This window comes from Caenimonas terrae (assembly GCF_042655405.1).
Classification (GTDB): domain Bacteria; phylum Pseudomonadota; class Gammaproteobacteria; order Burkholderiales; family Burkholderiaceae_C; genus Ramlibacter; species Ramlibacter terrae_A.
This window is the reverse complement of record NZ_JBHSMF010000010.1, coordinates 522,822-542,776: the sequence shown is the minus strand read 5'-3', so window position 1 is coordinate 542,776 and position 19,955 is coordinate 522,822. Positions and strand designations below refer to the sequence as shown.

Sequence of the window (19,955 nt, the reverse complement as noted above, 5' to 3'; positions counted from 1 at the left end):
CGGGCCTCAGGCCGCCGCCGCTTCGCCTTCTTCCACCTCGCCGCCGAGCGCTTCCAGCAGGTCCGGAATCAGCGCCGACAGTTCGCCGGTGAGGATGGCGGCGTCGGCGTCGAAGCCGTCGTCGTCCTTGCCGGCCTTCTGCACGCCGTCCATCACCACGTCCAGCAGCTTGAGCTTGCGCACCTGGGCGCTCTCGGTCAGCACGAAGGAGACGCGGTCGTCCCAGGTCATGGCCAGCTGGGTCGGCAGCTTGCCGGCGGCGATGTGCTGGGCCACCTCGTCGATCTCCAGCGTGTGGCGCGAGTAGCGCACCGCCGACTTCTGTTCGTCCGGCGTCTTCAGTTCGCAGTCGCGGTCGACCGTGAAGCTCACCGGCGCCTCGCGCGTGGCCAGCCAGTGCGACATGCACGCCACTGCCGATTCGTTGGTCTGCACCGGCCGCACCAGGATCGGCACTGCGCCAGGCACTTCGCTCAGCGCCTCCACCAGGGCGGTGACAACCTTGTCGGCGCCGGTGATGCTGCCGGAGTCGACCACCAGCAGCTTGTTGACCGGGTCCAGCCACACCAGGGTGGTGGAGCGCTTGGTGAAGGCGCGCGGCAGCAGGTCCTGCACCACTTCCTCCTTCATTTCCTTCTTGATGCGCGCCGACACGCGCTCGTTGCCGGTTTCCTGCTTGTACTTCTCGATCCGTTCCTCCACCGCCGCCTTGACGGCCGAGGCCGGCAGCGCGCGGCGCTCGGTGCACAGCTTGAGGATCAACTGGCCGCCGACGCTCTCGGCCAGCAGCTGGCTCTTGTTGCCGCGCGGCGGCACCCAGCCGTGCGAATCGGGTTGCGTCGGGCCGCAGGGCAGGAAGCGCGCGCCCTGCAGCGCCTGCTCCAGGGCGTCCAGCGGCGGCAGGACGAAGTCGTTGGCGATGCGAAAAAAGGATGCAGTCTTGAACATGGAATGGGGAATGCCGGGCGCCGGGCCCGGAAGGCGGCAAAGGGGCGGATTCTAGGCGAGCGCGGCGGGCCGCCTACGCTCGGTCCACTGTGTTAGGGACTCGCAGGCCCGCGCCAGCGCCAGCACGTCCAGGTCGGCCAGGGCCGGCCCGACGATCTGCATGCCCATCGGCAATCCTTGCGCACTGAAGCCGACCGGCATGCTCGCCACCGGCAGGCCGGCCAGCGTGAAGGGCGTGACGATCTCCATCCAGCGGTGGTAGGTGTCCATCGCCGTGCCAGCGACCTGGCCCGGCCAAGTGAGGGTGGCGTCGAACGGAAACACCTGCGCCGTCGGCGCGACCAGGTAGTCGTAGCGCTCGAACAATTTGCGCAGCGCCTGGTACAGCGCCGTGCGGTTGGCCGAGGCCTGGTACAGCTGCGCCGCGGTCAGCGCGTGGCTCTGCTCGATCTCCCAGACCGCCTCCGGCTTGAGCAGCGCGCGCTTGTGCGGATCGGCATAGAGCGCGCCCAGCTTGCCGCCCACCAGCAGCTGCCGCAGCCGCAGCCAGGCGCTCCAGTTGCGCTCGCGCGCGAACTCCAGGGTGCAGGGCTCAACCACGCAGCCGAGTTCCCCGAAGCGCTTGAGGGCCGCCTCGCACAGCGGCACGATGCCCGGCTCCAGCGGCAGGTCGGGCCAGATCGACCCCAGCCAGCCGATGCGCTTGCCGTGCGCGCGGCCGATCGGGTCCGGCGCCTCGGCGTCCGGCAGCGTGTCGGTGAGCGAGAGCGGGGCGCGTGCGTCCCAGCCCGACATCGTCGACAGCAGCCGCGCGACGTCCTCCACGCTGCGGCCCATCGGGCCCTCCGTGCCCAGTTGCTGGAAGAACGCGTCCTCCGCCGGCACCGCCGGCACGCGGCCGCGCGACGGCCGGAAGCCAACCAGGTTGTTGAAGGCCGCCGGATTGCGCAGCGAGCCGCCCATGTCGCTGCCGTCGGCCACCGGCAGCATGCGCAGCGCCAGCGCCACCGCGGCGCCGCCGCTGCTGCCGCCGGCCGTGCGCGAGGGGTCGTAGGCGTTGAGCGTGGTGCCGAACACCGGGTTGTAGGTGTGCGAGCCCAGCCCGAATTCCGGCGTGTTGGTCTTGCCGATCACGATCGCACCGGCTGCCTTCATGCGTTGCACGAACAGCGCGTCGGCCGCGGCGGGCCGCTGGCCGATGGCCGGCGAGCCCATGGTGGTGGGCAGGCCCTGCGCATCGGAGAGGTCCTTCACCGCCACCGGAAAGCCGTGCATCCAGCCGGCGCGCTGTCCCTGCGCCAGCGCGTCGTCGCGCTGCTTCGCCTCGGCCAGCAGCGTCGGCGCGTCGCGCAGCGACACGATGGCGTTGAACTGCGGATTGAGCGCCTCGATGCGCGCCAGGCTGGCCTGCATCAGCTGCACGCAGGAGATGTCGCGCTGCGCGATGCGGCGCGACAGGGCGGTGGCATTGAGGTCGAGAATGTCGGTGTCGGTCATGGGTGGATGCTAATCGCCGTGCCGCACGATGCGCAGGCCTTCGTCGCGGCCCGGGGCGACGAAGTGCCGGGTGATCTCGTCGTACTGCGCCTCGCTGGTGCGGAAGGGATGCAGGCCCGACGCGTTGCGCAACCGCAGCCGCTCCTTGCAGACGCTGTCCGGCACGTCGAGCCAGTGGACAACGTGTGCCGCTGCCGCGTCGTCGGCCAGCGACCTGGCCCAGGCGCGGGTGGCGAGGGTGTTGGCCGGAAAGTCCAGCACCACCGACACCGCGGCGCGCAGCAGCGCTTGCACGTGCGGCCCCATGGCCTGGCGCAACAGCGCGGCACAGCGCTGGTAATCGGCCAGCTCCAGGATCTCGCCCGGATACAGGCGCGACAGCCAGTCGTCCTCGCTGATGCCGATGGTGGCCGGCTGCGCCGCCAGCGCCTGCACCAGGCGCGACTTGCCCGCCGCGATCTTGCCGCAGACCGAATGCAGCGTGGCTGCAGGTGCGATCGGGTCCATCGCCGGAGTATGCCGCACGGCACGGCGTGCGCCGCAGCAGGTACAGTGGGCCGGTCCACCTGCATCACCCATGGAACCAGCCGCCCTCTACCGGATCGCCGTCGACGCCATGCGTGCGCGCGGGCTGCTGCCCGAGTTCACGCCGCAGGCGCTGGGCGAGGCGCAGGCGGCGCGCGGCACCGGCGCCGGGCCGGGCGCGGACGTGCGCGACCTGCGCCAGCTGTGCTGGTTCTCGATCGACAACGACGACACCCGCGACCTCGACCAGCTCAGCGTGGCCCAGCCGCTGGCCGGCGGCAGCGCGCGGCTGCTGGTGGCGATCGCCGACGTCGACGCCATGGTGCGCCCCGGCGGCGCGGTCGACGACCATGCCGGCGCCAACACCACCTCGGTCTACACCGCGGCTGGCGTGTTCCCGATGCTGCCGGAGGTGCTGTCCACCGACCTCACGTCGCTGCACCAGGGCCAGGAACGGCTGGCGCTGGTGGTCGACATGCTGGTGCAGGCGGACGGCACGGTGGCCTCGGCGCAGATCTACCGGGCATCCGTGGTCAACCGCGCCAAGCTCACGTACGACGGTGTCGCCGCCTGGCTCGACGGCCAGGGACCGCAACTGCAGCAGCTGGCGGGCGTGCCCGGACTGGAGGAGCAGCTGCGGCTGCACGACGCCCTGGCCGCCCGGATGCGGCAATGGCGCCAGCAGCGCGGCGCGCTGGACCTGAAGACCGCATCGGCGCGGCCGGTCTTCGTCGACGGCGCGCTGGTGGACCTGCGGCCCGAGATGGGCAACCGGGCCAAGGACCTGATCGCCGACCTGATGATCGCCGCCAACGGCGCCACCGCGCGCTTCCTGGCCGCGCGGGGCATGCCATCGCTGCGCCGCCTGCTGCAGGCGCCGCGGCGCTGGGACCGGATCGTGGCGCTGGCGACGGCGCAGGGCGGCCAGCTCCCCGCTGCGCCCGACGCGCTGGCGCTGGACCGCTTCCTGTCGGCGCGCCGGCTGGCCGACCCGGCCGGCTTCGCCGACCTGTCGCTGGCGGTGGTCAAGCTGCTGGGCTCGGGCGAGTACGCGGCCGCGCCGGCCGGTGGCAACGGCGGCGGCCACTTCGGCCTGGCGGTGGAAGATTACGCGCATTCGACCGCGCCGAACCGCCGCTTTCCCGACCTCGTGACCCAGCGGCTGCTGAAGGCGGCGCTGGCGGGCGAGGCGCCGCCGTATTCGGCCGACGCGCTGGCCGCCATCGCGCAGCATTGCACGCTGCAGGAGGACAACGCCAACCGGGTGGAACGGCAGGTGCTGAAGGCGGCGGCGGCCTTCCTGCTGGCCGGCCGGATCGGCGAGAGTTTCGACGCCATCGTCACCGGCGCCGCCGCCAAGGGCACCTTCGTGCGCATCGCCAGCCCGATGCTGGAGGGCCGGGTGGTGCGTGGCTTCGAGGGGCTGGACGTGGGCGACACGCTGCGGGTCCGGCTGGTGGCGGTGGATGCCGAGAAGAGCTTCATCGACTTCGAGCGGGCCTGAACGGGATGGCGCAATGGCGGACGACGAAGGCACGGTGTAACGTCCTGAAAGCGGCCTTGCATCCCGCCGCTGCCGGCGCCATGTGCGGCAGACTGGCCCGCCGGGCCTGGAGACGAAAGGATCTGCGATGTGGAAACGGCTGACCCTGCTCTGGGTCCTGGTGCGCGGCGATGCCCGCCAGCTCTGGTTCGCGCTGCGCCATCCGCAGGCGCCGGCCTGGCTGAAGGTGGGCACGGCGCTGGTGGCGCTGTACCTGGTGTCGCCGATCGACCTGATCCCCGACTTCATTCCCTTCGTCGGCTACCTGGACGACATGATCATCGTGCCGCTGGCCATCCGCTGGCTGCTGGGCCGCCTGCCGCCGGAGATTGCGGCGGCTGCCGCCGCGCGCCGCGCCGGCTGACTGTGTACGATGGCTCCTCCCGAAACCGGAGGACGCCATGGAGACCGTGATCCGCCGCCAGACACTGGCCGACCTGCTGCACCGCAGCGCCAAGCGCTTTCCGGCAAAGACCGCGATCGTCTGCGGCCAGACCGCCTGGACCTACGCGCAGTTCGACGCCGTCTGCGACCGCGTTGCCGCCGGCCTGGCGCAACGCGGCGTCGCCAAGGGCTCGCGGGTGGCGGTGCTGGCGCGCAACTCGCACGCCTTCGCGGCGATGCGCTTCGCGCTGGCGCGGCTCGGCGCCGTGCTGGTGCCGGTCAACTTCATGCTCAAGGCCGACGAGGTGGCGTTCATCCTGCGCCACGCGCAGGCGCAGATGCTGGCCACCGATTCCGGGCTGGCGGACCTGGCCCGCGCCGCGGCGGCGCTGGACACCCAGGTGCGCGATTTCGTCTGGCTGCCTTCGGAGGACCCGAGCACGCCGGCGCCGGGCATGCTGAGCTTCGACACGCTGGCCGCCAGCACCGCCGCATTGCCGGAGACGGAACTGGCCGGGACCGACCTGGCGCAGATCGTCTACACCAGCGGCACCGAGTCCAGCCCCAAGGGCGCGATGCTCACGCACGACGCCGTGATCTGGCAGTACGTGAGCTGCGTGGTGGACGCCAGCATCGCCTCGGGCGACATGATGCTGCACGCGCTGCCGCTCTACCACTGCGCGCAGCTCGATGTCTTCCTCGGCCCGGCGATCTACGTAGCGGCCACCAACGTCATCACCGCCAAGCCGACGCCCGACAACCTGCTGCCATTGATCGCGCGCCACCGCATCAGCTCCTTCTTCGCGCCGCCCACCGTGTGGATCTCGCTGCTGCGCTCGCCGCTGCTGGAGAACACCGACCTGTCGACGCTGCGCAAGGGCTACTACGGCGCTTCCATCATGCCGGTGGAGGTGCTGCGCGAACTGGCGGCGCGGCTGCCGGAGGTGCAGCTGTGGAACCTGTACGGCCAGACCGAGATCGCGCCGCTGGCGACCATGCTCGGGCCGCAGGACCAGCTGCGCAAGCCCGGCTCCTGCGGCCGGGCGGCGCTGAACGTGGAAACGCGGGTCGTCGACGACGCGATGCAGGACGTGGCGCCCGGCGCGGTCGGCGAGATCGTCCATCGCTCGCCGCACCTGATGCTGGGCTACTTCCACGACGACGAGCGCACCAGGGCGGCGTTCGAGGGCGGCTGGTTCCATTCGGGCGACCTCGGCACCATCGACGACGAGGGCTACATCACGGTGGTGGACCGCAAGAAGGACATGATCAAGACCGGCGGCGAGAACGTCGCCAGCCGCGAGGTGGAGGAGATGATCTACCGGCTGCCCGGCGTGTCGGAGGTGGCCGTGATCGGCGTGCCCCATCCGCACTGGGTGGAAGCGGTGGTGGCCGTGGTGGTGGTGAAGAACGGCCAGACCCTGGTGCAGGAAGAGGTGCTGGCGCACTGCGCCCGCCAGATGGCCTCCTTCAAGAGCCCCAAGGCGGTGGTCTTCACCGACGCCATCCCCAAGAATCCCAGCGGCAAGCTGCTCAAGCGCGAGCTGCGCCAGCGCCACATCGACCTGTTCAAGACACGCTAGAAGGAACGCAATGGATCTCCAGCTCCAGGGCAGGCATGCCCTCGTCACCGGCGGCAGCAAGGGCATCGGGCTGGCCTGCGCCCGCGGGCTGCTGGCGGAGGGCGCCCGGGTCAGCCTGGTGTCGCGCGGCAAGGACAACCTGGCGGCCGCCAGGCAGTCGCTGCTGGCCGAATTCCCCGGTGCCGGCGAGCGCATCGCGCTGTATCCGGCCGACCTGCAGGACGCTGCAGCGGCGGCGGCGATGGTGGCGCAGGCCGAGGCCGGCGGGCCGATCGACATCCTGGTCAACTCCGCCGGCGCGGCCCGCCGCACGCCGCCCGACGATCTGACGCCGGCCGACTGGCATGCGGCGATGCAGGCCAAGTACTTCACCTACATCCACGTGATCGACCCGGTGATCAAGCGGATGGGCGCGCGCGGGCAGGGCGCGATCGTCAACGTGGTCGGCGCCGGCGGCAAGGTGGCGGGCGCCACGCACCTGCCCGGCGGCGCCGCCAATGCGGCCCTGATGCTGGCCAGCGCCGGCCTGGCCGCCGCCTACGGCCCGCGCGGCGTGCGTGTCAACGCGGTCAATCCGGGCATCACCCGCACCGAGCGCATGCAGCAGGGACTGGAGGCGGATGCCAGGCTGGCCGGCAACACGCCCGAGGAGGCGCTGGCCCAGATCAGCGCGCGCCTGCCGCTGCGCCGCATCGCGACGCCCGACGAGATCGCCAACGCCGTGGTGTTCCTGTGCTCGCCGCGCGCCAGCTACATCACCGGCGCCATCGTCGCGATGGACGGGGCGATGACGGCGATGGTGGTCTAGCCGACGCGATGGACCGCGCGCAAGGAACTGACATGTCGAGAATGCGTTGACGCCATGAGTGCAGCTGCTCCTCCCACCATCCGCGACCTGCGCCCGGGCGAAGCGCCGGCGCTGGGCCGGCTGCTGGTCGCCGCCTATTCGCAGCTGGAAGGCTTCCCGACGCCGCAGCAGCAGCCGCGCTATTACGAGATGCTGGCCGGCATCGGCAGCTTTGCCGACAAGCCCGGCGCCCGCGTGCTGGTGGCCGTGTCGGCCGACGGCCAGTTGATGGGCGGCGTCGTCTACTTCGGCGACATGGCCCAGTACGGGTCGGGCGGCGCCGCCACCGCGGTGCGCAATGCGTCCGGCATCCGCCTGCTGGGCGTGGACCCCGCGTTCCGCGGCAGCGGTGCCGGCAAGGCGCTGACGCTGGCCTGCATCCGGCTGGCGCGGGAGCAGGGCCACGGCCAGGTCATCCTGCACACCACGCAGGCGATGCAGGTCGCCTGGCGGCTGTATGAAAGCCTGGGCTTCGTGCGCGCGGAGGACCTGGATTTTTCGCAGCAGGGTTTGTCGGTGTTCGGCTTCCGGCTGGCGCTGGCTTCGGCGCCACCGGCGCTGGAACGCATCGACCACATCCACGTCTTTGTCGCCGACCGGGCGGCCGCGCAGCGCTGGTACGCGGAGGTGCTCGGACTGACGCCGGCGGCGGGCCAGGAAGCCGCGGCTGGCGGAGCGCCGGTCACCGTCGGCAATCCGTCGGGCAGCGTGCAGCTCGCGCTGTTCGAGCGCCCGCCCCAGGCGTGCCGCTCGGTCGTCGCCTTCGCGGCGACCGGCAGCGAGTTCCTGGCCTGGCGAGCGCACCTGGCGGCCAGCCTGGGGCGCACCGTCGACGCCGTCGACCACGACGACGCCTGGTCGATGTACTTCCACGATCCCGACGGCAACCCGTTCGAGATCACCACCTACGACTACGACGCGGTCCGCGGCCGGCTTTGAGCGCTTCCACGCCGCCACCGATGCTCCGGTTCGTCGCGCTGTTTCGCGGGATCAACGTGGGCAAGGCCAAGCGCATCGCGATGGCGGACCTGCGCGCGCTGCTGGAATCGCTGGGCTACGCCGATGTGAGCACGCTGCTCAATAGCGGCAACGCGGTGTTCGAGGCGGCGGCGGCCCCCGCGGAAAAGCACGCCTACGGCATCCGCGACGCGGTGGCCAGGCAACTGGGCGTCGACGCGCTGGTCGTGGTCAAGTCCGCGCGCGAGATCGCCGCCATCGTGGCCGGCAACAAGCTCGCCGCCGTCGCCACCGATCCGAGCCGGCTGCTGGTCGCCGTCACCAACCAGCCGGCGGCGCTCCAGGCCATCGAAGCCCTGGGCCGCACCGGCTGGGGCGAGGAGGAGGTCCTGGTCGGCAAGCACGCCGCCTACGTCTGGTGTCCGCAGGGCATCCTCCAGAGCAAGGCGGGCGCCGCCTTGCTCAAGGGCCTGGCCGAGTCGGGCACGACGCGCAACTGGGCCACCATCGAGAAGCTCCACGCGCTGCTGCAGGCCGGCGCTGCACCGACAACCTAGGAACCGCCATGCTCGAACTGCGACCAAGCTGCGAACACTGCAACAAGGCGCTGCCGCCGGACGCGACCGACGCGCGCATCTGCAGCTTCGAGTGCACCTTCTGCGCCGCCTGCGTCGATGCGGTGCTGGCCGGCGTCTGCCCCAATTGCGGCGGCGGCTTCGCGCCCAGGCCGGTGCGGCCGGCGACCAACTGGAAGGGCGCCAACTTCCTGGGCAAGTATCCGGCGAGCACGACCGTCAAGCACCGGCCCGTCGATCCGGCGGCGCACGCGGCCTTCGCCGCGCCGATCCGGGACATCGCGCCGGAACGCCGCTGACGGCGCGCCTAGCCTGCGCGCGCCGGGTCTGGCCCGTGCATGCGCTGCAACTGCGCGAAGCTCACCAGCCGGCCGGCGATCGCGCTGGCGGCGACGGTGGACGGGCTGGCCAGCCAGACCTGGCCCGGCCCCGAGCGGCCCGGGAAATTGCGGTTGATGGCGCTCACCGTCACCTGGTCGGCCCGCTCTGAAACGCCCGGGCCGGCGTTGATGCAGGCGCCGCAGCCCGGCTCCACCAGCTCCACCCCGGCGCGCTGGAACACCTCCATCATGTTCTCGGCCTGGCAGTGCTCGCGTACGTCCTGGCTGCCGAACTGCAGGTAGAAGCGGGTGTGGGGCGCGATCGCCAGTCCCCGCTCCAGCGCCCACTTGAGCACCTGGTGGTAATGCCGCAGGTCCTCGCGCTTGCCGCCGGTGCAGGAGCCGCCGTACGCGATGTCGACGGCGACCGGTTCCTGCAGCTGCGACAGCTCGATGCCGTTGCCCGGGTCGCCGGGCCGCGCCAGCATCGGTTCCAGCGCGCTGCAATCGACGTCGATGGTGTGGGCGAACTCGGCGTCCAGGTCGCTGCGCATCCACAGGTCCAGCACCATCGCCACCCCGCGCCGCTCGCGCAGGAAGGTCAGCGTCTCGGCGTCGGGCGCGACGATGCCGCAGAAGCCGCCGATCTCGGCCGCCATGTTGGTCAGCGTGGCGCGCTCGTCGGTCGTCATCTCCAGCAGGGCCTCGCCGCTGTACTCGATCACCTGGCCGATGGCGCGGCCCTCGCGTACGTAGGGCAGCCGCAGCAGGTGCAGCACCACGTCCTTGGCCTGCACGCCGGCCGCCAGCCGGCCATGGAGCCGCACCCGGCAGGTCGGCGGCACCGTCACCCGCACGTCGCCGGTGAGCCAGGCGTTGGCCATCTCGGTGGCGCCGACGCCGAAGGCCAGGGCGCCGAGCGCCCCGCAGTGGGGCGTGTGCGAGTCCGTGCCGATCACCAGCTGGCCCGGCTCCACGTAGCGTTCGGCCATGATCGAATGGCTGATGCCCTCGGCGCCGTCGCGCCCGCGCAGGCTGCCGTGCAGCGTGAGCTTGTGCTTCTCGCAGAAAGCCTGCTGGTAGCCCGCCATCGCCTGCGCCGCGTCCAGCAGGCCGATGGCCCGCCGCCCGGCCGGCATGCTGCTGTGGATGAAGTTCAGGTGGTCGGCGAAGCAGACGATGGAGCGCGGCTCGCGCAGCTTCAGGTCCGCGCCCATCTCCTGCTCCAGGAAGCGGATCGCCATCGGCGACACGTACTCGTGCGCATAGCGCCAGTCCGCGCGGGCGAACAGCGCGTCGCCCGGCTGCACCGCGGCGCGCCGGCCGGCCCGCGCCCGCGACAGGATCTTCTCGGCATAGGTCATCGGCCGCGGCGGCGCCGCCGGCGGGATGGCGACCTCGCCGTTGGCGCGGGCCCGGCTGAAGGCGAACAGGCCGCCGCGGCGGATGATGTCGGCGGTGATCGGGTCTTCCCCGCGGGTGAATTCCTCGATCGGGATCGGCTCGCCGCGGCGGATGCGCTCGATCAGGCCGAAGTCCGTGGACGTGAGCAGGCCCAGGTTGTGGCAGTTCTGGCGGTAGATGCGCTCGAAGCTGCGGGCGATCACCAGCCGGATGCCGGCCAGCCGCTCGGCGTAGGGGCTGGCCTCGCGCGACGAGCCCTTGCCATAGCGCTGGCCCGCCACGGTGACGGCGAAACCGCCGTGGCGGACGCTGCCGGCGGCCACCGGCGCCTGGCTGCCGCACTTCAGGCCCAGGTAGGGGTATTGGCCCAGCCTCTCGTCGAAGTAGTAGCAGATCCAGGCCGGCGTGATCTCGTCGGTGGAGACGTCGTCGCGCAGCGGCAGGGCCTGCTCCAGCGACAGGTCTTCGCCCGCGAGCTGGCGCCGCACGGCATCGGCGTCCTGCGCCAGGAACAGCACGCGGCCCTCGAATGTCACTTGCATCGCAGCTTCTCCTCGGACGGATGCGCGGTGGCCGCGACGGCGGCTGCCACCGTGCAGGATTCTCGCACCGGGCCGGGGGCTGCGGCGGGGGCCGCGGGTGTGGCGCCGATGCCGACGCCGGGCCCTCCGTTCATCCGGCTGCCCGGGCCTGCTGACCGAAAGTCCGATACCCTAGGCTGGCATTCAGGGACCCAGGGAGCAACAGCATGACCAAGCGCCCCATTGCGGACTTCGACGAGACCCGCGCCGGCTTTCGCTCCGGCGAAGGCACGGACAGCGTGATGCGGCACCTGATGGCCGCGGCGCGCCGCCTGCAGAAACGCAAGAACGAGGCGCCCGATTCGCGCGGCCCGGCCCGGGACAGCGGGCCCGGGGACGGCACGCTGGACATCCAGCTGCCGCCCTGAGCGCCAGGGCGCGGCCGTCAGAACTGCGCGGGCAGGGCCGCGGCCTTCGCGTTGAGTTTCTGCTCGTAGAACTCGTCGGTCGTCCCGCCCGGTGCCAGCGCCTGCTGCATCGCGACCTCGCCCATCGGCGCGAGCTCCTGCGCCGTCCCCTGCTCGAACCACCTGCCGCCGGACAGGATGCCGACGCCGGCCAGCACCGCAACCAGCAGCGCAGAGGCGCCGATCCACTGCAGGGTGCGGACCTGCTTGACGTTCAGATTGCTCATGGCTTCACCTCGTGAAGGAAAAGAGGGAAGGCCAGTCTGCGCGCCGGCCGTGGGCGCGGCATCACCCATCCGAGGGAGGTGTCGCCGCTCAGCCTGCCACGCTCCACCACGATGGGAGGAGGTCGCGCACCGCGGGCTGCGCGAAGCGGTCGTCGATCAGGTAGACCACGCCGCGGTCCTCGCGGGTGCGGATCACGCGGCCGGCCGCCTGCACCACCTTCTGGATGCCCGGATAGAGGTAGGTGTAGTCGTAGCCGGCGCCGAAGGCCTGGCCCATGCGCGCCTTCATCTGCTCGTTCACTTCGTTGACCTGCGGCAGGCCCAGCGTCGCGATGAAGGCGCCGACCAGCCGGTCGCCGCGCAGGTCGATGCCTTCGCCGAAGCTGCCCCCCAGCACCGCGAAGCCGACGCCGCGGCCGCCGGGCGCGAAGCGTTCCAGGAAGGCCGTGCGCGCGCCTTCGTCCATGCGCCGCTCCTGCTCCCACACCGGCAGCAGGGGATGCTGCTCGCGCAGCAGGGAGGACACCAGCTGCAGGTAGTCAAAACTGCTGAAGAAGGCCAGGTAGTTGCCCGGTGCGTCGGCGTAGCGCTGCGCGATCAGCCGCACGATCGGCGCCGCGGAGCGCTGGCGGTGCGGATAGCGGGTGGAGATGGTCCTGACCACCTGCACGGCGAGCTGCTGCGGCTCGAACGGCGAGGCGACGTCGATCCAGGCGCAGTTCTCCGGCAGGCCCAGCATGTCCCGGTAGTAATCGCGCGGGCTGAGCGTGGCCGAGAACAGCGCCGCCGACTGGGCGGCGCCAAAGCGCGCCTTCAGGAACGGCGCCGGCACCACGTTGCGGATGCACAGGGTGGCGTCGTCCTGCCTGCGCGCGGCGCCGGCCGGCTCCAGCGTGACGTCGAACAGCGAATGGCTGCCGAAGGCCTCGGCCAGCCGCGTGAACTGCAGCGCCCCGAAGTAGAACTGCTGCAGCGACGCATCGGGCTGGGCCGGCGTTTCGGCCAGGTGGTCGGAGACGGCCGCCGACGCCTGCTGCAGCGCCGTCACGAAAGCGTCGGGCAGGGCGTCGCGCGCTTCATACGGTTTGAGCTGCACGCTGTGGACCGCGTTCCAGGCCCGCTGAAGTTTGTCGAACGGGCGCTTGAGCGCCGCCGGCGCCTTGCGCCGCACGGCGCGGAAATCGTCCTGCCGCAGTTCGGCGCTGTACATGCGGCGGGCCCGCTCCACCATGTTGTGGGCCTCGTCCACCAGCACGCCGACCTTCCACTCCTGCGCCAGCGTCATCGCGTACAGCATGGCGCTGCCGTCGAAGTAGTAGTTGTAGTCGCCCACCACCACGTCGCTCCAGCGCGCCAATTCCTGCGCCAGGTAGTAGGGGCAGACGCCGTGCCGCAGCGCGACCTCGCGGACGGCGGCGCGATCCATCACGGGGGCGGCCAGGCTGTCGGCGCGGGCGCCGGGCAGGCGGTCGTAGAAACCGCTGGCCAGCGGGCACGAGTCGCCATGGCAGGCCTTGTCCGGATGCTCGCAGGCCTTGTCGCGCGCGGTCAGCTCCAGCACCCGCAGGGGCATCGCCGGCGCGCTGGCGCCGATCAGGGCGAGCGCATCCAGCGCCAGCCGGCGGCCCGGCGTCTTGGCCGCGAGGTAGAAGACCTTGTCGATCTTCTGCGCCGGGCAGGCCTTGAGCAGCGGGAACAGGGTGCCGACGGTCTTGCCGATGCCGGTGGGCGCCTGCGCCAGCAGGCAGCGGCCGTTGGCGGCGATCTTGTAGACCGCCTCGGACAGCTCGCGCTGGCCGCTGCGAAATTGCGGGTGCGGAAAGGCCAGCACGGCCAGCGCCGCATCGCGCGCCTCGCGGTGCGCCAGTTCCTGCGCCGCCCAGGCCAGGAAGCGGCCGCACAGGGTCTCGAAGAACAGCCGCAGCTGCGGCGCGGAGTGCGCTTCCGAGATCGCCGTTTCCTGCTGCGTCGCGATGTCGAAGTACACCAGCCGCAGCGTCAGCTCGCTCAGGCCGCGCGCTTCGCACAGCAGCCAGCCGTAGACCTTGGCCTGGGCCCAGTGCAGGTGCCGGTGGTTGGCCGGCTGGCGCGCCAGGTCGCCGCGGTGGGTCTTGATCTCCTCCAGGACGTTCCGGGCGCTGTCGTAGCCGTCGGCGCGGCCGCGCACCGTCAGGTGCATGAACTCGCCGCGCAGGCTGAGCTCGCGCTCGTAGTGCGGGCCGCGGCGGCCGGTGACCAGCTGGTGGCCGGCGATGCCTTCCTGGGCGCTGGGCGCGGGCGTGAAGCGCAGGTCCAGGTCCCCCTGCCTGGCCGCGAATTCGCACAGGGTGCGGACGGCGACGACGTACTGCATGGACCCACTGTACAAGAAACCAGTGGCGGGGCGCCGGTGCGGGCCGCACTGGTCCGCAAAGGATGACCAATGGCAGGGCGGTTCGACTACGCCGCTAGCGCGGCAGCGGCATTAATTTGCTGGATGAACCAAACCCCCGACCACCACGAGCCGGCGTCCGACGGCGCCGAAGAACGAGTGACCGGTCCGTTCCTGGGCTACCACGTCGCCGCGCTCGGCTGCTTCGCCGGCGAGGGCACGGGCTTTCGCGGCTTCTACCGCATCTGCCGCGAGCCACCGGCCAGCTACTGGACGGCCGACTACATCGTGCAGGGCCGCTGCGGTCCCGAAGCGTCCTGCTGCGACGATGCGATGCGCATGGCCGAACAGGCCGCGGCCTCGCAGATCGAAGCGATGGGTGCCGGCACGGCGGAGCACAGCCCGACAAGCACCCGGCGCTTCGGCTGACACGGCCGGGCTGCGTGGCACCACACCATCGCATCCTGCCGCGCCAATCCGGACGCGGTGCAAATCGAGACCTGAACCAAGGACTGCCATGAGCTACAAGAATCCCGAGAACAAAGACGCGATCACCGGCGAACCCGGCTCCCACCCCGTCGGCACCGGTGTCGGCGCCAGCGGCGGCGCGGTGGCGGGCGCAGTGGCAGGCTCCGTCGTGGGTCCGGTCGGAACCGTGGTCGGTGCCGTGGTCGGCGCCGTCGTCGGCGGCCTGGCCGGCAAGGAAGTGGCGGAGCACACCAACCGCACCGCCGGCGGCGCACCCAGCGAGCACAAGCTCGGCGAAGGCACCGGCGCAACCGCCGGCGCCCTGACCGGTGCTGCGGTCGGCTCGATCGGCGGCCCGGTGGGCACCGTGATCGGCGCTGCCATCGGTGCAGCTGCGGGCGGCTCGGCCGGCCGCGGCGCTGCCGAAGTGGTGAACCCCAAGCGCACCGATGCGCTGGCTGAACACAACCTGGGCTCCGGCGTGGGCACCGGCACCGGCGCCATGACGGGCGCAGCCATCGGCGCGATGGGCGGCCCGGTGGGCGCGGCTGTCGGCGCGGTGGTCGGCGCTGTCGCCGGCTCGGCTGCAGGCAAGGGCGTGTCGCAGACCTTCAACCCGAAGGCCGAAGACAACTTCTGGCGCGACAACTACAACCGTTCGCCCGACTACATCGACGGCTACACCTATGACGACTACGCACCTGCGTACCGCACGGGCTACGAGGCCTTCGGCAACAACCGCGGCACCAGCTACGAGGCGGCCGAAGCCACCATGCGCAGCGACTGGGAGCGCACCAAGGGCACCTCGCGCCTGACCTGGGAACAGGCCCGCAGCGCCACCCGCGCCGGCTGGCACCGCGTCGAGCGCGCCATTCCGGGCGACTTCGACGGCGACGGCCGCTAAAAGGGCTTGACCTTGCCATTGGGGCAAGGTTGAGACTGGCATGGCTCGATTTGAGGCCATGTCCAAACGCATCCGTTACCTGTTCGCCTGGCTGGTCCTTGCAGCGTTGCCGCTGCAGGGATTCGCCGCCGCCTCCATGCTGTTCTGCGGCATGGGGGCGGCCGTCGTTGGGACGGCGCAGGCCCACCACGACCACGCGGCGCATTCCCACGCGCATGCACATGCGGTCAAGGGCGTGGAGGGCGGCGTGGCGCAGCAGCTGCCGGACGCCGGACACAGCTGCGGCGTCTGCGCCGCCTGCTGCCACGGCGGTGCGATCGCCCAGACCCCGCACGTGCTGGCGATGGCCTCGCTGCCGCTGGCCCCGGCTGCCGAGCCTTTCGTGCGGATCGATCCGCGCCCTTCGTCGGTCCCCGACAAACCTCCCCGTTCCTGAAGCAGTCCCGCGCCATCGCGCCCTGCGCGCCGCCGGCGCCTTGCTTCCATTTCCGAACGTGCGAGAGGTCTCCATGAACCACCTGCTGCGGGCCGCGTGCCTGCTTGTCCTTCCATCCCTGCTGGCCGTCCCGCTGGCGGCGCAGCCGTTGCCTGCCCCGGCCGCCCTCGAGGGCTACCGCAGTTTCGACGAGCCCAAGCCGATCCCGTGGCGGGAAGCGAACGACACCGTCGGGCGCATCGGCGGCTGGCGCGCCTACGCCCGGGAAGCGCAGGGCGCCACCGCGTCCACTGCGCCGGCGCCCGCGCCCGCAGCGTCGGCGCCGGGCCGGCCCGCCGCCCAGCAGCATCCGGGGGCAAGGCCATGACGCCGCGCCTGCGCCTTGCCGCCGTCGCCGCCGTCGCGTTGGCACTGTCCGCCTGCGCCACGCCCGGCATCGACGATGCGCTGCGCCAGGCCAATGCCGGCCTTGGCGATTTCACCGGCGGCAAGCTGGAACTGAGCCGCTCGCCGCAGCAGGACCTGGCGCGCAGCCAGCTCAGCGACGGTCTGTTGTCGGCCCCGCTGGCGATGGATGGCGCGGTGCAGCTGGCGCTGGCCAACAGTCCGGCCCTGCAGGGCCTGATCGCCGAACGCTGGGCCGATCTGGCCGAAGCTGAGCGGGCCGGCCGCATCGCCAACCCCCTGTTCACCTTCGACCGGATGCGGATCCGGGGCGACCTGGAGCTGGGGCGCCTGCTGTCGATCGGGCTGCTGGACCTGCTCACGCTGCCGCAGCGGCGGGCGCTGTCGCGCATCGAGGGCGAGCAGGCGCGCGTCCAGCTGGCCGCCGGGGTGGTGGACCAGGTCGGCCAGGTGCGGCGGGCCTGGGTGCGGGCGGTGGCGTCGCAGCAGTCGCTGGCCTATGCGCAGCAGGTCGACCGGGCCGCGCAGGCCGGCGCCGAACTGGCGCGCCGGATGCAGCAGGTCGGCAATTTCAGCAAGCTGCAGCGGGCCCGCCAGCAGGCGTTCTACGCCGACGCGGCGGCGCAGCTGGCCTCGGCCCGGCACGCGGCGCTGGCGGCGCGCGAGGAACTGGTCCGGCTGCTCGGGCTGGACGACGCCCAGGCCGCGCGGCTGCAACTGCCGCCGCGGCTGCCGGAGCTGCCGGCGCAGCCGCGCGACCCGCAGCAGCTCACCGCGGCGGCGCTGCAGCAGCGGCTGGACGTGCAGCTGGCGCGGCTCAAGCTCGACGCCGCCGGCAAGTCGCAGGGCCTGAACCTGGTGGCCAGCCTGGTCGACGTCGACCTCGGCGTGCGGCACGACACGGTGGACGAAGCGGGCCAGCGCGCCAACCGCAACGGCTATGAGCTGGCGATCCGGCTGCCGCTGTTCGACCTGGGCGATGCGCAGCGCGCCGCGCTGGACGCGCAGTCGCTGGCGGCGGCCAACCGCTACCAGGGCGTGGCGCGCGCGGCTTCCTCGCAACTGCGCCAGGCCTATTCGGCCTACCGCACGGCCTACGACCTGGCTCGCCATTACCGCGACGAGATCGTGCCGCTGCGCAAGACCATGCAGGAGGAAAACGTGCTGCGCTACAACGGCATGCTGATCGGCGTGTTCGAGCTGCTGGCCGACACCCGCGAGCAGATCGCCAGCGTGATGGCGGCCATCGACGCGCAGCAGCAGTTCTGGCTGGCCGATGCCGCGCTGTCCTCCACCCTGATCGGATCGCCATGAACAGCAGAAGAAACTTCCTCTCCGGGGCCGGCGCCATCACCGGCGCGCTGGCCGCCGCCTCGGTCAGCCGGGTGGCGCTGGCTGCGCTGCCCGAACCGGTGATCCAGAGCAAGCCGGACACGATGGCGCCGCTGGTGCCGGACAGCGGCCGGCCGTACAACCCGGTGGTCACGCTCAACGGCTGGACGCTGCCCTGGCGCATGAACGCCGGCGTCAAGGAATTCCACCTGGTGGCCGAGCCGGTGGTGCGCGAGATGGCGCCCGGCTTCAAGGCCCACCTGTGGGGCTACAACGGCCAGTCGCCCGGCCCGACCATCGAGGTGGTGGAGGGCGACCGGGTGCGCGTGTTCGTCACCAACCGGCTGCCCGAGCACACCAGCGTCCACTGGCACGGCCAGCGCCTGCCCAACGGCATGGACGGCGTCAGCGGCCTGACGCAGAAGGCGATCGAGCCGGGCAAGACCTTCGTCTACGAGTTCGTGGCGCGCCATCCGGGCACCTTCATGTACCACCCGCATGCCGACGAGATGGCGCAGATGGCGATGGGGATGATGGGCTTCTGGGTGACGCACCCCAGGGGCCGGCATCCGCTGATCGACCAGGTGGACCGCGACTTCGTGTTCCTGCTCAATGCCTACGACATCGAGCCGGGCTCGGCCACGCCCAAGATCATGACGATGCTGGATTTCAACCTGTGGTCATGGAACAGCCGGATCTTCCCGGGCATCGATTCGCTCAACGTGCGCCAGGGCGACCGGGTGCGCATCCGGATGGGCAACCTGACGATGACCAACCACCCGATCCACCTGCACGGCCATTCGTTCACGGTGACCGGCACCGACGGCGGCCCGGTGCCGAAGAGCGCGCGCTGGCCCGAGGTGACCACCGATGTCGCGGTCGGCCAGATGCGGCAGCTGGAGTTCGTCGCCGACGAGCAGGGCGACTGGGCGGTCCACTGCCACAAGAGCCACCATACGATGAACGCGATGGGCCATGACGTGCCGACGATGATCGGCGTCGACCACCGCAAGGTGGTCAGGGAACTGACCGACCTGATCCCCGACTACATGGTGATGGGGGAGCGCGGCATGGCCGACATGGCGCAGATGGAGATGCCGCTGCCGGACAACACGGCGCCGATGATGACCGGCCAGGGGCCGTTCGGCGCGGTGGAGATGGGCGGGATGTTCAGCGTGCTGAAGGTGCGGCGCGGCCAGCCGGCGGGCGATTACCGCGACCCGGGCTGGTTCAAGCATCCGGCCGGCAGCGTCGCGCGCGAGGTCGCCGGCGCGCTGCCGGACGCCCCGGCGGCGGCCGCGCCCGGCACCGGCGCGATGCCGCGCCAGGCGCCGGCCGCCACCGACGTCGAAGTGCAGATTCGAAAACCGAACGGCCATGCGGGCCATCATTGAAAGGGACAGGATGAACAAGCGATTGTTGTTGGCAGCGGTGCTGGCTTTGTCGGCCGCCGCGAGCTTCGGGCATGGCGATGCGAAGCCGGCCGGGGCGGCCGGGCCCGCCAGGGAGCAGACGGCCTGGGGGATCGCCGGCGACCCGCACGCGGCCAGGCGCACCGTCACGATCACGATGGGTGACGACATGCGCTTCGATCCGGCCGCCATCACCGTCAGGCAGGGCGAGACGGTGCACTTCCGGGTGAGGAACAGCGGCAAGCAGGTGCACGAATTCGTGCTCGGCACCAAGCAGGAACTGGACGAACACGCGGCGCTGATGCTCAAATTCCCGGCCATGGAACACGACGAGGCCCACATGGCGCACGTCAAGCCGGGTGAAACCGGCGACATGGTGTGGAACTTCAACCGGGCCGGCGCATTCGAGTTCGCGTGCCTGGTTCCCGGCCATGCGCAGGCCGGCATGGTGGGCAAGCTCACGGTCACGGCCGCCAGGGGGAAATCACATGAATGACACCACCACGCGATTCGCACCGCAGCGCCGGCGCCTGCAGTGGCTGGCCGGCGCCGTGCTGGCGCTCGGCCTGCTGGCCGCGCCGGCATTCGCCCAGGGCGAGCTGACCAACGGCGAGGTGCGCAAGATCGACCTGGAGAACCGCAAGATCACGCTGCGGCACGACCCGATCAAGAGCCTGGACATGCCGGCCATGACCATGGTCTATCAGGTGCCGCCGGAACTGGCGCTGGACAAGCTCAAGGTGGGCGACAAGGTGCGCTTCGCGGCGATCGAGGCGGCCGGCAAGTACACCGTCACCGAGCTGCAGCCGGCGAAGTAGCCGGCTGCCCG

22 protein-coding genes are annotated in these 19,955 nt (G+C 71.4%); 16 read left to right on the top strand and 6 right to left on the bottom strand.

Translation table 11 applies throughout. The features are described from left to right. Positions 1-6: 6 nt before the first annotated feature. Genes ACFPOE_RS21755 through ACFPOE_RS21745 form a run of 3 tightly spaced genes read right to left on the bottom strand, consistent with a single transcriptional unit; the run spans position 7 to position 2,952 of the window. Positions 7-948 (bottom strand): recombination-associated protein RdgC, encoded by a 942-nt coding sequence (locus ACFPOE_RS21755; protein WP_376852423.1) that lies wholly within the window; start codon positions 946-948, stop codon positions 7-9. 51 nt (positions 949-999) lie between these two features. Further along, complete coding sequence (locus tag ACFPOE_RS21750; RefSeq protein WP_376852422.1) at positions 1,000-2,445, bottom strand: amidase; 1,446 nt, start codon at positions 2,443-2,445, stop codon at positions 1,000-1,002. 9 nt (positions 2,446-2,454) lie between these two features. After that, positions 2,455-2,952 (bottom strand): P-loop nucleotide/nucleoside kinase family protein, encoded by a 498-nt coding sequence (locus tag ACFPOE_RS21745; protein ID WP_376852421.1) that lies wholly within the window; start codon positions 2,950-2,952, stop codon positions 2,455-2,457. Positions 2,953-3,022: 70 nt separating this feature from the next. Between ACFPOE_RS21745 and ACFPOE_RS21740 the strand changes: the two genes are divergently transcribed. From ACFPOE_RS21740 to ACFPOE_RS21710, 7 genes are all read left to right on the top strand, one after another. Further along, a complete protein-coding gene (locus ACFPOE_RS21740; RefSeq protein ID WP_376852420.1) occupies positions 3,023-4,474 on the top strand; it encodes an RNB domain-containing ribonuclease in 1,452 nt (483 codons plus the stop codon). A gap of 127 nt (positions 4,475-4,601) precedes the next feature. Beyond that, on the top strand, positions 4,602-4,877 hold the full coding sequence (locus tag ACFPOE_RS21735; RefSeq protein WP_376852419.1) for a YkvA family protein: 276 nt from the start codon (positions 4,602-4,604) through the stop codon (positions 4,875-4,877). Between the two features lie 37 nt (positions 4,878-4,914). Continuing rightward, complete coding sequence (locus tag ACFPOE_RS21730) at positions 4,915-6,480, top strand: acyl-CoA synthetase (protein ID WP_376852418.1); 1,566 nt, start codon at positions 4,915-4,917, stop codon at positions 6,478-6,480. Between the two features lie 10 nt (positions 6,481-6,490). Continuing rightward, positions 6,491-7,288, top strand: a complete 798-nt coding sequence (locus tag ACFPOE_RS21725) for an SDR family oxidoreductase (RefSeq protein WP_376852417.1) — start codon at positions 6,491-6,493, stop codon at positions 7,286-7,288. Between the two features lie 54 nt (positions 7,289-7,342). Then, positions 7,343-8,266 carry a GNAT family N-acetyltransferase gene (locus tag ACFPOE_RS21720; RefSeq protein WP_376852416.1) on the top strand — a complete coding sequence of 308 codons (924 nt, stop codon included), beginning with the start codon at positions 7,343-7,345 and terminating at the stop codon, positions 8,264-8,266. Positions 8,267-8,286: 20 nt separating this feature from the next. Next, a complete protein-coding gene (locus tag ACFPOE_RS21715; protein ID WP_376852415.1) occupies positions 8,287-8,841 on the top strand; it encodes a DUF1697 domain-containing protein in 555 nt (184 codons plus the stop codon). Positions 8,842-8,849: 8 nt separating this feature from the next. After that, complete coding sequence (locus ACFPOE_RS21710) at positions 8,850-9,158, top strand: DUF1272 domain-containing protein (protein WP_376852414.1); 309 nt, start codon at positions 8,850-8,852, stop codon at positions 9,156-9,158. A gap of 8 nt (positions 9,159-9,166) precedes the next feature. On the opposite strand, the gene ACFPOE_RS21705 is transcribed toward ACFPOE_RS21710, so the two are convergent. After that, positions 9,167-11,125, bottom strand: a complete 1,959-nt coding sequence (locus tag ACFPOE_RS21705; protein WP_376852413.1) for an aconitase family protein — start codon at positions 11,123-11,125, stop codon at positions 9,167-9,169. Between the two features lie 206 nt (positions 11,126-11,331). Between ACFPOE_RS21705 and ACFPOE_RS21700 the strand changes: the two genes are divergently transcribed. Further along, complete coding sequence (locus ACFPOE_RS21700; RefSeq protein WP_376852412.1) at positions 11,332-11,532, top strand: hypothetical protein; 201 nt, start codon at positions 11,332-11,334, stop codon at positions 11,530-11,532. A gap of 17 nt (positions 11,533-11,549) precedes the next feature. Here ACFPOE_RS21700 and ACFPOE_RS21695 read toward each other — a convergent pair whose 3' ends face one another. Together ACFPOE_RS21695 and ACFPOE_RS21690 are read right to left on the bottom strand one after the other, a co-directional pair. Next, entirely contained in the window at positions 11,550-11,798 is a 249-nt protein-coding gene (locus ACFPOE_RS21695) for a hypothetical protein (protein ID WP_376852411.1), read from the bottom strand. A gap of 88 nt (positions 11,799-11,886) precedes the next feature. Further along, the gene (locus ACFPOE_RS21690) at positions 11,887-14,151 is read right to left on the bottom strand and encodes an ATP-dependent DNA helicase (protein ID WP_376852410.1); all 2,265 of its coding nucleotides are present in this window, start codon (positions 14,149-14,151) and stop codon (positions 11,887-11,889) included. Positions 14,152-14,274: 123 nt separating this feature from the next. On the opposite strand from ACFPOE_RS21690, the gene ACFPOE_RS21685 reads away from it, so the two are divergent. The 8 genes from ACFPOE_RS21685 to ACFPOE_RS21650 all read left to right on the top strand — a co-directional run bounded on the left by ACFPOE_RS21685 (position 14,275) and on the right by ACFPOE_RS21650 (position 19,944). Further along, positions 14,275-14,598 carry a hypothetical protein gene (locus ACFPOE_RS21685; RefSeq protein WP_376852409.1) on the top strand — a complete coding sequence of 108 codons (324 nt, stop codon included), beginning with the start codon at positions 14,275-14,277 and terminating at the stop codon, positions 14,596-14,598. An 88-nt stretch (positions 14,599-14,686) separates the two neighbouring features. Continuing rightward, positions 14,687-15,541, top strand: a complete 855-nt coding sequence (locus ACFPOE_RS21680) for a glycine zipper domain-containing protein (RefSeq protein ID WP_376852408.1) — start codon at positions 14,687-14,689, stop codon at positions 15,539-15,541. A 58-nt stretch (positions 15,542-15,599) separates the two neighbouring features. Further along, complete coding sequence (locus tag ACFPOE_RS21675) at positions 15,600-15,977, top strand: hypothetical protein (protein WP_376852407.1); 378 nt, start codon at positions 15,600-15,602, stop codon at positions 15,975-15,977. A 73-nt stretch (positions 15,978-16,050) separates the two neighbouring features. Continuing rightward, positions 16,051-16,344, top strand: coding sequence for a hypothetical protein (locus ACFPOE_RS21670; RefSeq protein WP_376852406.1), 294 nt, complete (start codon positions 16,051-16,053; stop codon positions 16,342-16,344). Further along, positions 16,341-17,696, top strand: coding sequence for a TolC family protein (locus tag ACFPOE_RS21665; RefSeq protein ID WP_376852405.1), 1,356 nt, complete (start codon positions 16,341-16,343; stop codon positions 17,694-17,696). Before ACFPOE_RS21670 ends, ACFPOE_RS21665 begins: the two co-directional genes overlap by 4 nt. Beyond that, positions 17,693-19,108, top strand: a complete 1,416-nt coding sequence (locus ACFPOE_RS21660; RefSeq protein ID WP_376852404.1) for a multicopper oxidase family protein — start codon at positions 17,693-17,695, stop codon at positions 19,106-19,108. Before ACFPOE_RS21665 ends, ACFPOE_RS21660 begins: the two co-directional genes overlap by 4 nt. A 10-nt stretch (positions 19,109-19,118) precedes the next feature. Beyond that, a complete protein-coding gene (locus tag ACFPOE_RS21655; protein ID WP_376852403.1) occupies positions 19,119-19,622 on the top strand; it encodes a cupredoxin domain-containing protein in 504 nt (167 codons plus the stop codon). Further along, positions 19,615-19,944, top strand: a complete 330-nt coding sequence (locus ACFPOE_RS21650; RefSeq protein ID WP_376852402.1) for a copper-binding protein — start codon at positions 19,615-19,617, stop codon at positions 19,942-19,944. The genes ACFPOE_RS21655 and ACFPOE_RS21650 overlap by 8 nt, the downstream gene beginning before the upstream one ends. Positions 19,945-19,955: the final 11 nt, after the last annotated feature.